17 protein-coding genes are annotated in these 13619 nt (G+C 28.4%); 3 read left to right on the forward strand and 14 right to left on the reverse strand.

Annotated features, from left to right (window positions below; translation table 11 throughout):
* Window positions 1-426 precede the first annotated feature (426 nt).
* The gene (locus ACZ41D_RS09455) at window positions 427-792 is read left to right on the forward strand and encodes a sulfite exporter TauE/SafE family protein (RefSeq protein ID WP_464151191.1); all 366 of its coding nucleotides are present in this window, start codon (window positions 427-429) and stop codon (window positions 790-792) included.
* Complete coding sequence (locus ACZ41D_RS09460) at window positions 789-1148, forward strand: TSUP family transporter (RefSeq protein WP_464151192.1); 360 nt, start codon at window positions 789-791, stop codon at window positions 1146-1148. The genes ACZ41D_RS09455 and ACZ41D_RS09460 overlap by 4 nt, the downstream gene beginning before the upstream one ends.
* 43 nt (window positions 1149-1191) lie before the next feature.
* Here ACZ41D_RS09460 and ACZ41D_RS09465 read toward each other — a convergent pair whose 3' ends face one another.
* The 5 genes from ACZ41D_RS09465 to yunB form a co-directional block, all read right to left on the reverse strand.
* Complete coding sequence (locus tag ACZ41D_RS09465) at window positions 1192-1839, reverse strand: YigZ family protein (protein ID WP_464151193.1); 648 nt, start codon at window positions 1837-1839, stop codon at window positions 1192-1194.
* Window positions 1840-1954: 115 nt separating this feature from the next.
* Window positions 1955-2389, reverse strand: a complete 435-nt coding sequence (locus ACZ41D_RS09470; protein ID WP_464151194.1) for an NUDIX domain-containing protein — start codon at window positions 2387-2389, stop codon at window positions 1955-1957.
* Between the two features lie 195 nt (window positions 2390-2584).
* The gene (locus ACZ41D_RS09475; RefSeq protein WP_464151195.1) at window positions 2585-3241 is read right to left on the reverse strand and encodes a HEAT repeat domain-containing protein; all 657 of its coding nucleotides are present in this window, start codon (window positions 3239-3241) and stop codon (window positions 2585-2587) included.
* A gap of 146 nt (window positions 3242-3387) precedes the next feature.
* A complete protein-coding gene (gene hflX, locus ACZ41D_RS09480) occupies window positions 3388-4674 on the reverse strand; it encodes a GTPase HflX (RefSeq protein ID WP_464151196.1) in 1287 nt (428 codons plus the stop codon).
* Between the two features lie 221 nt (window positions 4675-4895).
* The gene (yunB, locus tag ACZ41D_RS09485) at window positions 4896-5546 is read right to left on the reverse strand and encodes a sporulation protein YunB (RefSeq protein ID WP_464151197.1); all 651 of its coding nucleotides are present in this window, start codon (window positions 5544-5546) and stop codon (window positions 4896-4898) included.
* A gap of 226 nt (window positions 5547-5772) precedes the next feature.
* On the opposite strand from yunB, the gene ACZ41D_RS09490 reads away from it, so the two are divergent.
* The gene (locus tag ACZ41D_RS09490; RefSeq protein WP_464151198.1) at window positions 5773-8745 is read left to right on the forward strand and encodes a penicillin-binding protein 1A; all 2973 of its coding nucleotides are present in this window, start codon (window positions 5773-5775) and stop codon (window positions 8743-8745) included.
* A 30-nt stretch (window positions 8746-8775) separates the two neighbouring features.
* Here ACZ41D_RS09490 and spoVAE read toward each other — a convergent pair whose 3' ends face one another.
* The 9 genes from spoVAE to spoIIAA form a co-directional block, all read right to left on the reverse strand.
* Window positions 8776-9132 carry a stage V sporulation protein AE gene (gene spoVAE, locus ACZ41D_RS09495; RefSeq protein ID WP_464151199.1) on the reverse strand — a complete coding sequence of 119 codons (357 nt, stop codon included), beginning with the start codon at window positions 9130-9132 and terminating at the stop codon, window positions 8776-8778.
* A gap of 10 nt (window positions 9133-9142) precedes the next feature.
* Window positions 9143-10162 carry a stage V sporulation protein AD gene (spoVAD, locus tag ACZ41D_RS09500; protein ID WP_464151200.1) on the reverse strand — a complete coding sequence of 340 codons (1020 nt, stop codon included), beginning with the start codon at window positions 10160-10162 and terminating at the stop codon, window positions 9143-9145.
* Window positions 10163-10180: 18 nt separating this feature from the next.
* Window positions 10181-10621 (reverse strand): stage V sporulation protein AC, encoded by a 441-nt coding sequence (gene spoVAC, locus ACZ41D_RS09505; protein ID WP_464151201.1) that lies wholly within the window; start codon window positions 10619-10621, stop codon window positions 10181-10183.
* Between the two features lie 19 nt (window positions 10622-10640).
* Entirely contained in the window at window positions 10641-11063 is a 423-nt protein-coding gene (locus ACZ41D_RS09510; protein WP_464151202.1) for a stage V sporulation protein AB, read from the reverse strand.
* Between the two features lie 4 nt (window positions 11064-11067).
* A complete protein-coding gene (locus ACZ41D_RS09515) occupies window positions 11068-11679 on the reverse strand; it encodes a stage V sporulation protein AA (RefSeq protein WP_464151203.1) in 612 nt (203 codons plus the stop codon).
* Window positions 11680-11689: 10 nt separating this feature from the next.
* Window positions 11690-11854, reverse strand: a complete 165-nt coding sequence (locus ACZ41D_RS09520; RefSeq protein ID WP_464151204.1) for a hypothetical protein — start codon at window positions 11852-11854, stop codon at window positions 11690-11692.
* 161 nt (window positions 11855-12015) lie between these two features.
* The gene (gene sigF / locus ACZ41D_RS09525) at window positions 12016-12783 is read right to left on the reverse strand and encodes an RNA polymerase sporulation sigma factor SigF (RefSeq protein ID WP_464151205.1); all 768 of its coding nucleotides are present in this window, start codon (window positions 12781-12783) and stop codon (window positions 12016-12018) included.
* A gap of 5 nt (window positions 12784-12788) precedes the next feature.
* On the reverse strand, window positions 12789-13226 hold the full coding sequence (gene spoIIAB, locus ACZ41D_RS09530; protein ID WP_464151206.1) for an anti-sigma F factor: 438 nt from the start codon (window positions 13224-13226) through the stop codon (window positions 12789-12791).
* Window positions 13219-13575, reverse strand: coding sequence for an anti-sigma F factor antagonist (gene spoIIAA, locus ACZ41D_RS09535; RefSeq protein WP_464151207.1), 357 nt, complete (start codon window positions 13573-13575; stop codon window positions 13219-13221). The genes spoIIAB and spoIIAA overlap by 8 nt, the downstream gene beginning before the upstream one ends.
* Window positions 13576-13619: the final 44 nt, after the last annotated feature.

Genomic DNA, 13619 nt, shown 5'->3' on the forward strand with positions numbered 1-13619 from the left:
TAACTTCATAAATATTTTAACACAAAATTATATATGCATCAATTTGCTATAATAAACGGTTACTGTCAAGTAATAGTTAGTTATGCAATACCATTACATTAAATTCTTTAGCTATCTTTGCTTCTTTTAAATCTTGCATATTTACCCATAGTCCATCCATTTTTTCAAACAATACTACTGTCTTTCTGTATGATTCATCTATTGCTAGATCTACAATTTTTTTTCTTTAATTAACTTATCAGCTAGTCATCTATATTTAAAGATAACTTTGGGCATCTTTTTTATTTTTTTGTAATTTTGTCTACTAAAATTATACACTAAGTAATAAACATTTTTTATTTCAATATCGAATAAGTAAACGTATTTAGGAAAAATTAATAAATGATATTTAATTCTATTTCAATTTTGTTTCATAAGGAGATTTATATGAAAATAAATATATATCAAATTAAAATGATGCTTATAGGCTTAATAGCCGGTATAATAAATGGCCTTTTTGGATCAGGTGGAGGTACAATTTTAGTTCCTGCAATGGTATTTATTTTGCACATAGAAGACCACAAGGCTCATGCAACTGCAATATCAATAATATTACCCTTAAGCATAATAAGTACAATAATATACTTTAAAAAAGATATGTTAATTTTCAAGGTAGCAATTATAGTTATAATAGGAGGAATGATTGGAAGTTTTATAGGTTCTAAATTATTAAATAAAATTCCAACTAAATTTTTGAGAAAAATTTTTGGTACTTTTATGATTTTTGCTGCGATTAGGATGATAATAGGATGATATTGTTTATTATAGGATTAATATCTGGAATAATAAGTGGTATGGGGATAGGAGGAGGCACTATATTAATCCCTTCTTTAATTTTATTTGCAAACTTAAATCAACATGAAGCACAAGGCATAAATTTAATAGCATTCATTCCAATTGCATGTGTTGCATTGATAACACATCTTATAAATAAAAATATTAAATTTAAAATAATATTTCCTATCATCCTATTCGGTTTAATTGGAGCTATATGTGGTTCACTTATAGCCACTAATATTTCAGCGAATATTTTAAGGAAAATGTTTGGAATCTTTTTATTGATCATGGGTATTTATACAATATTAAGTAAGGAAAATAATCATAAATAAATTTAACTCGGTAATGTAAAATCAAATTTCATTATATAATTCCTTAAACAATTATTTCATTATTTTTTAATGAAAAATATTTTTCACCTACATCCTCAATTAATACTCTAGCATTTGTAACTTCTATAAGTAATTTTTTCAGTATTTCTTGCTTACTTATTTCACATAATATATATATATTTACTTTGTCATCATATTTCACATCATCAATTATATAGCCTTTAGCTATTATATCATTTTCCACTTTGCCATATAAAGTATAATCAATCCTACCCTTTATTATTTTAAATAGCACTTTCTCTACAATATTTCCTGCTTCAAGTGCTATCTTCGCTCCTTTAGTATAAGCTCTAATAAGTCCACCTGCTCCAAGTTTTATTCCACCAAAATATCTAGTAACTACAACTACTACATTCCTTAAATTTTCCTTTTTTATTACTTCTAATACAGGAATCCCTGCAGTCCCACTAGGTTCTCCATCATCATTATATCTTTGGATATTACTATTTTCTCCTACAACATATGCATAGACATTATGAGTAGCATCCTTATGCTTAATCTTAATTTCATCAATAAACTCTAATGCCTCCTCTTCGGATTTGATAGGCTTAGCATAACCTATAAATCTTGATTTGTTTATAATAATTTCATTGCTACCAAAACTATGTATAGTTCTGTATCTTTCTATCATGATAATTTCCTCCCTTAAATCCTCTTAATTACTTATATATTATAACAAAAAAAACAATCTAATTTATAAATTTGCCCATATAATCTTTTAAAAAAGAAAAAGGGCATATTGCCCTTTATACAATTAATTTCTCTTTTTCCTTTAATTTTAAATATTTTTTATATGAAAGTCTAACCAATGATTTATCCTGACTATAAGTTATCTTGTTCATTGACTCTTCTAAAGTAAAAAAACCTCCGTCTAAAAATCCTATTTCCTTATTAACTTCAAAATTATCATCCTTCGCATTCATAATAAACCAAACTATTTGATTACAAACCGGTTTTTGCCTAGAAAAAGAATAAAATTCGTAACTGGTTTCCCCTGCAGTAGAAATAATCTCTGCATCTAAATTAGCTTCAACTTTAACACGTTCAACGGCAGTCTCAGAAGCTAACAAACCATTACGAATTTTTCCTTTTGGTAATACCCATTCTCCCTTGTCATTTTTTAATAAAAAAACCTTCTCTCCGCTGAATACAATGCCTCCAGCACAGCTTCTAAATATCATTGGTAGAATTCCTCCTTACATATTTTATTATATTATTATTGCAACATTGCAATCGTTTCCACTTCTAATTACATAATACATTAAAGCTCTCGAAATTTCAATATTTTTCTGAAAATTTATAGTATTAAAAATGTATTATATGTTTTATTTTAACTTTAAAAAAATATAAATATTATTATAAATATTTTATGCAATTTATCCTTTTCTATTCTTAATTTGTTTTATTGCTTTTAATGCTGCAACTTTAACATATCTTTTCTCTTTATCATTATTTAATATGTTTTCTAGTTTTTTAATTGTATTTTCATCACCAATATGAATTAAGGCTTTTATTGCATACTGTCTAACCTGAGGATTCACATCAAATATAGCGTCTTCAAGCCAATTTTTTGCTTCTCTATAGCGAATCTTTCCTAAAGCTGAACAAGCAAGTCTTCTATAATTAACATTTTTGCTTCTAAGTTCCATTCTTAAAAAAGGAACAAGCTTTAATGCTTTAAGCTCACCTATTAACCAAATTAATATCATTCTATCTTCAGTATTTTTAAACTTTATATATCTCTTATATATTTCATCGATAATTATATTCCTTTCATCATTATTTAGACTATTAATGTATTGTAACCTTTCACTTTTGTCCATACTTATAAGATTTACTAATTTATCATTTCTTTTTTCTTTATCTACTAATAACATTTTGCATTTTATTATATGTCTTTCAACCTCGCATTTATTTATTCGTCTAATCAATGCTATAGCATCAATACTTTTACCTTCTTTATATAGCAAATATGTTATAAAATGGTCATCAAGATTGCTTATATTTTCCCAATTTATTTTCGTAGAATCCATTTATATCATCCTTAATACGATAAATAAAATATTTTATGAACTCGCATAATAAAAATCTACAAATTACAAAATTATGACCCTTAAGTATTATGCAATTTACTCATTTTTGAATATACTTTAAATGTCCAATTCTTCATATAAAATTTTTACTTTATATATTTCCTTAATCTATTATAATCAATTTCATTAACCGTTGTCTTGATTAAAATACCTTCCTCAACATATTCATTTTTTTCTACTTTTGTATTATCAAAAAGATATGATACTATATCACTTTTATCATATGGAATTAAAAAACTTACTTTTCGATACCTTTGTGGAATATTTTCCTGTATCATATAGAGAAGCTTCTCGATATTTAATTCTTCTTTTGCAGATATAAATATTTTAGGAGCATTAGAATTAATAATTAATTCATCTTCTTTTTCCACTTTATCTATTTTATTATATACAGTTATAATCTTTTTATCTAAAACCTGCATCTCTTTTAATATGGACATTGTAGTCTTTATTTGCATGTCTATATTTTCACTACTTGCATCAACAACGTGTAAAAGTAAATCTGCATATTTTACTTCTTCTAAAGTTCCTTTAAAAGCTTCAATAAGATGAGTAGGTAGCTTGTTTACAAAACCTACGGTATCCGTTATTAAAAAATCCTGTCCGTTAGGAAATGTAGCCTTTCTTAGGGTAGTATCTAATGTTGCAAATAACATATCATAAGTGAATACTTCTTTGCTTCTATCATAGTCTTTATAGTGTTTTATAAGAGCATTTAAAAGAGTAGATTTGCCTGCATTTGTATAACCAACTAAAGCAACTATTGGCAATTGAGATTTTAATCTCTTTTTTCTTTTCACCATTCTAACTTTTTTCAAGTCATGTAGTTGTGACTCTATTTCTTTTATTTCCCTCATGATATGTCTTCTATCGGTTTCAAGCTTTTTTTCTCCAGGCCCTCTGGTTCCTATTCCACCACCTGTTCTTGAAAGATATTTTCTGAATCCTACAAGCCTTGGGAGGCGATATTTAAGCTGTGCTAATTCAACCTGTAACTTTCCTTCCTTGGAACTTGCTCTTTGAGCAAATATATCAAGAATAATACTAGTTCTATCAATTATTTTTTTATTTATAATTTCTTCTAAATTCCTAGCCTGTACTCCAGAAAGTTCATCATTAAATACTACTGTATCTATATCAAGTTCATCACAATAAGTAGCAATTTCTTCAGCTTTTCCTTTTCCAATATAAAACGCTGAATCAATTCTTTCTCTACTCTGAATAATACTTGTAACAACTTCTCCGTCAGCTGCTGTTACTAAATTTTCAAGTTCTTTCATAGAAGTATCTATATCTATTTCATCCTTTTTACCTAAATCAACTCCAACTAAAAGGACTTTTTCTCTTTTATCAAAATTTGTACTCTTATTCATATGTTCACCTCATACTGTTTTTCACTTGATTAAATTGTACTCTCCTCTTCATTGATTGTCAATTGCATATATATTAACACCCAATTTCAACACTTAATTTATACCCTTTTTAAAAATATACTTTCATCGTAACTTATTCATACAATACCATAATACCTTATGTAATTAACAATTCCCTCACATATATAATTAACAAGAATATTTATTATGTCGTTTATTACTCAATCAACTACATTTAGAAATTCTTCTTCAGGTACATTAATATAACTTTCCGGAACATCACCTACTATTATAGTTTCTGCTATAGGAATAGTAGTAGCAATTCTAATGGTATCTGAAGCCAAAGGTACAATAATTCTAACATTAGTAATAATTATTAGATACACCTTATGTCGAGTTTGGTTAATACCTGATTCTTCAAACTCTGTAGCAAAGTCAACGGTCACAGTTCCTTGAGGAACAATTCTTAATTTAATTTTAGGACCATATTGTGAAAGCAATTGACTATTAAAGGCATTTCCAAGTGGTATTTCTACATTACTAGTAGATATTTGCCTGATATTATTTTGAACTTCTAATGCCACATCAGAAGCTATTGAATTCATAAGCACTGTATTTGCTTGCATCATAGTAACCTTACCTTCGTTGTCGTATTTTACAAAAATTAAATCTTTATATTTAATATCATCTTTTATCTTAGCTTTAATAGAATCATTAATAGCTTGTGTAGCTATTATTCTAGCTTTCACCTCACTAATTGCTAGTACAGAGGGTTTTATGTTTCTATCTAATACAATAAAGCCGTAGATTATCAAAGTAGTTATTATAACAATTATTATAAATAATTTATTTCTCCCCCTATTCTTATACATTACAAAAAACACCCCTTATATAATATATGTAGGAAAACTAATATAGTATACAGTAAAAAATTATGATTAATAGTATTAATTTAGAAATATTCATATATGAAATATTTAATACACTTTTGATTATTTATTGATTTAGTTAACAATACTATGTTTATATGGTATAATAATTTTATTATTTAGATAACAAATTTCAGTCACCTTCATTCTTATAAGGAGGTCTTTAATTATGACACAAGATAAAGAAAAAAAAGCTTCTCCTAGAAGAGTTAAGAAAAAAAAGAAAATAAGTATATTTAGACTTATATTAGTTATTATTTTATTGACATGTTTTATAACAGCAGGAGCAGTTGGTGGTTTAGTCCTAGCTGCAATTAAGAATGCTCCAAAAATTGACCCAACAAACATTGAATCTCTATTAAGTGAAACATCTGTAATATTAGATCAGAATGGAAATCTCATAGAAAAAATCCATTCAAATCAATTTCGAACTATAGTAAGCTTAGATAAAATACCTAAAAATTTACAAAATGCTTTTATTGCTATTGAAGACGAAAGGTTTAAAAGCCATATTGGGGTAGACTTTAAGGGCATTATAGCTGCTTTTATTGATAATATAAAAGCAGGAGAAACTGTAAGAGGTGCAAGTACTATTACCCAACAGCTTGCTAGAAATCTATATCTTACAAATGAAAAAAAGCTTGATAGAAAAATAAAAGAAGCTTATTTAGCCATTCAGATTGAAAAACAATTAACAAAAGATCAAATTTTAGAAGCATACCTTAATACTATACCTCTTGGCAAAGGAGTATATGGTGTGCAAGAAGCTGCACAAGCATATTTTTCAAAAGATGTAAGTGAACTTTCTTTAGCAGAATGTGCATTAATTGCTGGAATTGCAAAAGCAACATCTACTTACACTCCTTACCTTAGGTATCTAAATCCTGAAAATGTAAATGAAGAAGATATATTAGGGTATGTAGATGTTGATGGCGTTAGATATACAGCTGTATTTAATCCAAAAGCTGTTGAACGTCAAAGAATTATTCTTAAAAAAATGAAAGAATTAGGTTGCATTACAGATGCTGAGTATAATAGTGCACTAAATGAAGACATGAGAGCAGCTCTTAAACCAGGTCAAACATCGGCAGAAGGAATATCTTCCTACTTTGCTGATTATGTTAAGTATCAAGTTTTAGATGTCTTGGAAAAAAAGGTAGGATATACAAAAGAAGAAGCTGAAAGATTAGTTTATTCTGGTGGTCTTAATATTTACTCAACATTAGATTTGAATCTACAAAAAAAGATAGAAGATATATACGACAATTTTGGCGAAATGTTGTTTGGTGACTTATCTAAATATAATACTCCTATTTTAATAGATTGGAGTATAGACAAATATAAAAACATAATCGATAATAATAATAATATAATTTACTATAATAAGACTAACTTGTTTAATGATAACAATAATTTAATAATAGAAAATGGAACATATAGGTTTTCAGATGAAGGCTCATTAGTCATTAAAAACAATAAATTAAACCTTTATCCTAAAACAATAGATATACAGGACTACTACACAATTGATGATAAAAAAAATCTTGTTACTCATACAGTGGGTTCACTATCATTGTCAAGTGAAAATTATAGTATAAGTAAAAACAAAGAACTAATTATATCAAATAACTTTTTAAATGAACATAAAGATTTTTATTCTATAGATTCAAATAATAATTTAATAATAAGCTCAAACTATTTTCTAAATAATGATATTAATGGTGTAGTACAACCTCAATCAGCAGCAGTAGTAATTGACTACACAACAGGACAAATTAAAGCATTAGTTGGCGGGAGAAATGTAAAGGGTAACAAAATTCTAAATAGAGCTACTAACTCACATCGACAACCTGGGTCGGCTATTAAACCTATAAGTGTTTATCTTCCCGCATTAGATAATGGATTTACTGCAGCTTCAATTATTGATGATATTCCTCATTATGATAGTAATGGTAATAGATGGCCAAAAAACTGGTATGAATATAAAGCAAATAAATATTGGGGATTAACAACACTAAGAAGATCTGTAGAACAATCTATAAATGTTAATGCTGTAAAAGTTCTTGAAACCATTGGTATAGATACATCTATTGAATATCTTACAAGAATGGGAATAATAGATGAAGAACATCCTGAGAGTGATAGCTTTATCACAAGAGCAGAAAACAAAAAAATAAATGATGAAAATTATTCATCTCTTGCCTTAGGAGGAATGTCAAGAGGACTAACTCCTTTAGAGCTTACTGCTGCTTATGGTGCTATAGCAAACAGAGGCATATACATCGAGCCTATATCTTTTACTAAAATTGTGGATAAAGATGGAAATATTATTTATGAAAATAATCCTAATAAAACAAGTGTAGTTTCACCACAAGTTGCATATCTAATGACAGATATACTAAAATCTACTGTAACAAGTGGTCTTGGTAATAGAGCAAAATTATTTCCAGGTAATGTAAATATTCCAGTTGCAGGTAAAACAGGTACTACACAAGATAAAGCTGACATATGGTTTGTTGGATATACTCCTTATTATGTAACTGGAGTTTGGATAGGTAGCGATTCGCCACAAATTAAGCTTTCAAAAGGTAGCAGTACTGCAGCACAATTTTGGTCAATTATTATGAAAGAAATTCATAAAGATTTGCCAGCTAAAGACTTCCCTGTAGAAGATGGATTTGTTACAAAGCAAATATGTACTGTATCAGGTAAATTAGCAACTGAATTATGTTCAAAAGATCCTAGAGGTAGTCAGGTTAGAACAGAAATCTTCATTAAAGGTACTGAACCAACAGAATACTGTGATGCACATGTAGAATTAGATATAGACACTAGCACAAATAAAATAGCTACTGAATATTGTCCAGATGACCTTGTGGAGAAAAAAGTATTTATAAAACGTGATCCACCATATAATCCAGATGAAAATAATGGTATAGTTCCGTTAGATTACCAATATACTGCTCCAACAGAAGAATGTGATATCCATACTAAACCTGAAAAAAGTATATTTGATGATTGGTTATGGAACTGGTTTAACAATGATGAAGATACTGATGTAGATAAAAATCAAAATAATGAAGATAATAACATCATTGAAAACAATAAAGAAGATGAAGAAAATAATGACAATAGAAATTAAAAATCGGGCTTTTACCCGATTTTTAATTATTTATTTTTTTGCCTTAGGATCAAAAAGTACTGCTATAAAATACCCAAAAACTGTTGCTGCTGCTACTCCTGCAGCAGTAGCTTTTATACCACCTGTAAATGCACCAAGTAAACCATCTTCATTAACTGCTTTTATAGCTCCTTTTGCTAATGCATACCCGAATCCTGGTAATGGAACTGTTGCTCCTGCCCCTCCAAATTGAACTATAGGTTCATATATCCCTATTGCAGTTAATACCACACCTGATGTAACAAATAATACCAAAACATGAGCAGGGGTTAACTTTGTTCCATCCATAATTATTTGTCCTATTACACATATTAAGCCACCTATTAGAAAAGCTCTTACATAATCCATATTCTACCTCCTACCCTTTGTTTATATCTATAGTCACTGCATGAGCAATACCAGGAATTGACTCCCCTTGTTGAATACTAGTCGGTGAATGCAATGCACCCGTGGAAACTAATAATACCCTATTAAATATACCTGACTTAATTTGCTTAATCACATATCCATTAAAAACTACTGCTGCACATCCGCAACCACTTCCACCTGAATGAGTATCTTGTTTTACATCATCAAAAATCTCAACACCACAATCAGTATGTACCTTACTTAAATCATATCCTTCTTCACTTATCAATTCCATTAATACTGATTTTCCAACACGGCCTAAATCTCCAGTGATTATTAAATCATAATCGTCAGGAGTAAAACCAGTATCAATAAAATGCTGAACAATAGTATCAATTGCAGCAGGTGCCATAGCTGCTCCCATATTATTCGCATCCTTTATTCCTGCATCTATTACTTTACCAGTAGTTATATGAGTTATGAAGGGACCTTTACCTTCATTTGAAAGTATTGTTGCTCCTGCACCAGTTACAGTCCATTGTGCAGTTAAAGGCCTTTGACTTCCTTGTTCTAAAGGATTTCTATATTGCCTTTCTGCAGTACAAAAATGGCTTGATGTAATACATGCTACATTATCAGCATATCCACCATCAATAGTCATAGCTCCTATAGATAAAGATTCTGACATAGTTGAACAGGCTCCATATAGGCCAAAATATGGTATATTTAATTGTCTCATAGCATAAGAAGATGATATTATTTGATTAAGCAAGTCACCTGCAAATACATATTCAATATTGTTTTCAGATATATTTGCATCCCTCAATGCTAACTTAAATGCCTCAATTTGTATTTTGCTCTCAGCTTTCTCCCAAGAACTCTCCCCCCAAAGGTCATCTGGCATAATAATATCAAAATAATCTTTTAATGGTCCTTCTCCTTCTTTTTGTCCAACAACTGTACCGTTACCTATTATTGAAGGAGGATTATTAAATTTTATTGTTTGTTTTCCTAATTTTTTTTGAGCCAATTTAATTCCCCCAGTTAATTATTTTATTAAAATGTAAATAATCCCAACAATTACTGAGCTAGTAAATCCATAAACTAATACGGGTCCAGCCACAACAAACATTTTTGCTGCAATTCCTAAAACATAGCCTTCTCTTTTAAATTCCATGGCTGGAGATACAATAGAATTAGCAAATCCAGTTATTGGTACAATAGAACCTGCTCCTGCAAATTTACCTAGTCTATCATATACTCCAAATCCAGTTAATAAAGCTCCAATAAATATTAAAATAATAGAAGTAGCTGACGAAACACTTGTTTTATCAAGGCCAGCATTGCTTAAGCAATTATTAATGAGCTGACCAAAAGTACATATTAATCCTCCAACTATAAAAGCTCTTAAACAATTCTTTACATAATTTGGCTTAGGAATTTTCTTATTTACATATTTTTCATATTCTTTTTGATTAATATTTTTCATAATTTTCACCTCTATAATTTTATTTTGTTGATAAAGATAACCAATAAAAAAGTGATCCAGCTATTTTCCCAAAAGTAATTACAAACATAACATAATACATATATTTTGCTATATTTAACTTTCTTGATAACACAGGAATCACATTTAGTATCTCTGCAAGGGCAGAGGCTAATAATCCTACAAATATTCCAAATGCTAAACCAACAATAATTACAATAAACTGTATATTAAGCCCTATACTTACATTCAAAAAATATATAATACTTGTAATAATTGGTGAAATAATGATTGCCCATTCATAAATCTTTATCATATTTCTTGAATTAGTAAGCTGCATAAGTCGTGGTACTATTTCAAGTAATGCTATAAAAGCTGCCGCAGCATTTCCTACTACAATACCTCCTGAAATTGCAACCAAAACTAACAACAATTCTTTAGTCAATTAATCACCCCATTTTATTTTTATCCTTAGTATTGTCTAGAATATAGTCCTGAACATTTTTATCATATAAATGCATCTCAACTTCTAATGGGCTAGGTTCCTTTTTCTTTTTCTTTCCTGGAAAACTGTTAAAAAAAGCAAACATACCTATCCCAATTCCAATTGAATAAGGTATATATAAAATTGCTGGATTATTATTCATTTCTCCTGTTATTATGTAATATATTTTTTTTAATGATTCATCCATATTTACATCCTCATGAAAATTAATTATTGCCAAAGCAGCTCCTAAAAACAATATTGTAGACACAAAAAATATCTTTAAAAAGTTAAAAAAAGGTCTTATATTAGATTTATTCTCAATTTCAATCAAAATTTCAGGATCTCCAAAAACCACTATGTCTAAGTCTTCAAAAGTGCTATTAATTATATCTATTATTCTGATAATTGATATAACCTGTGTACCTTTATTGTAGTTTAAATTATTAATATTTAATTCTAAAATCGAACTTTTAACTGATTCATCTATACAATAAATTGTTGCAATATCTTTAATTTTAAGTATTTGCTCTTTGCAAATACTTACTTTTGGCTCAAGTTTAATAAAAATCTTCAAATTAGAAATTTCATATTCTCCTTTCTTTTAATGTTCCATAGAAGCTTTTAACTAATTTTGAGCTTTTAGGAATTTCATTTGTGATCTTATTATTATTAAAAAACAAGTACCATATCAATCCTATAGACACTATAGATATGATAAATATAGTTAATTTAAACCATTTTTTTTTCATATAATCATCTCCGAATTCTTTGTACTTTTATTATTTGTAATATTTATTTTTTAATACAAAAAATAAAAGAATCATCTTACATAAGCTTTAGACCGCATATCTAAAGCAAAGTAATAATATGATTCCTTTAATAAATGAATATACCTTATACATTTACTTATTTATGTTTTTGATAGAAGACTTTTCATATTTTTTAATACTCTTTTTTCTATTCGTGAAACTTGGACCTGAGATATTCCAAGAATTTTAGCTACTTCAGTCTGAGTTTTATCTTTAAAATACCTTAAAATAATTACCTGCCTATCTCTAGGTTTTAATTCATTAAGTACTTCTTTCAAAATTATCTTATCTAAAACTTCTCCATCTAAATCTACGTCATCACCTATCCTATCTATAAGATAAATTGGTGAACCATCATTTTGATGTATCACATCATATAAGTAATCCGGATGATAATTTGACTCTAGAGCCATAACAATGTCTTCTTTATCTACATGTATCTCATCAGAAATTTCCTGAATAGTTGGTTCCCTGTCTAATTGCTTAGTTAGATGTTCTTTTGCTACCTTTACTTTGTTTGCTGTTTGTTTTAGTGATCTGCTCACTTTTATAATTCCATCATCTCTCAAAAATCTTTTTATTTCACCAATGATCATGGGAACAGCATATGTCGAAAACCTTACATCATATTTTATATCAAATTTTTTAATTGCTTTAATTAAGCCTATACATCCAAGTTGGAAAAGGTCTTCAGACTCATATCCTCTGTTATTAAATCTTTTTATAACACTTCTAACCAGTCCAATGTTGTTATTTACAAGAATATTTTGTGCTTCTTCATCACCATTTTGAGCCTTCTTAATTAACTTCATAGTTTCTTCATGGCTTAACAATTCACTATCGCTTTTATTTGCAGAATTGCTATTCATATTATCTACTCCTTAGAAGAAGTACTTTTAATTTCTTTAGTCATCTTAACTATTGTTCCTTCTCCAACTTTCGAGTAAACCTCAAGTTTATCCATAAATGTATTCATAACAGTAAACCCCATACCTGATCTTTCTAATTCAGGTTTAGAAGTATAAAATGGTTCCATCGCTTTCGCTACATCTTCTATTCCCTTCCCATTATCTTTTATAATAATTTCAATAATGTTATCTTCCATTTTACACTCTATTGTTACTATTCCAACACCTTTATCATATCCATGAATAATAGCATTTGTTACTGCTTCTGAAACAGCTGTTTTTATATCAGCTAATTCTTCAATAGTAGGGTCAAGCTGTGATGCAAATGCTGCTACTACTATTCTTGCAAAAGCCTCATTTTGAGATTTACTTGGTATTTCTAATTTAAAATTATTTTTATACATTTTTATCACTCTCCCTTATATTGTCCATTAATTCATTTAAGTCATCGTATATTTCTGTTATTTTTAATATTCCACACATTGACAATATTTTTTTTAACCTTTTATTTACTTGTAAAAGATAAACTTTTCCATTATTGCTTGATACCTTTTTATATCTACCCATAATTAACCCTATTCCAGAACTATCCATAAAATTTAAAGCCTTAACATCTAGAATAATATTTTTTAATCCTTTATCAATATAAATTTTGTCAATCTCATCTCTTATTTCTTCTGACGTATGATGATCTAATTCCCCATTAAATCTAACAATAAGATTTTTCCCTATTATTTCAAATTCAACTTTCAAAATTATCCCCCCTATTTCACTTTTGCCTTACCTTTCATATATTC

Source organism: Brassicibacter thermophilus (assembly GCF_055378355.1).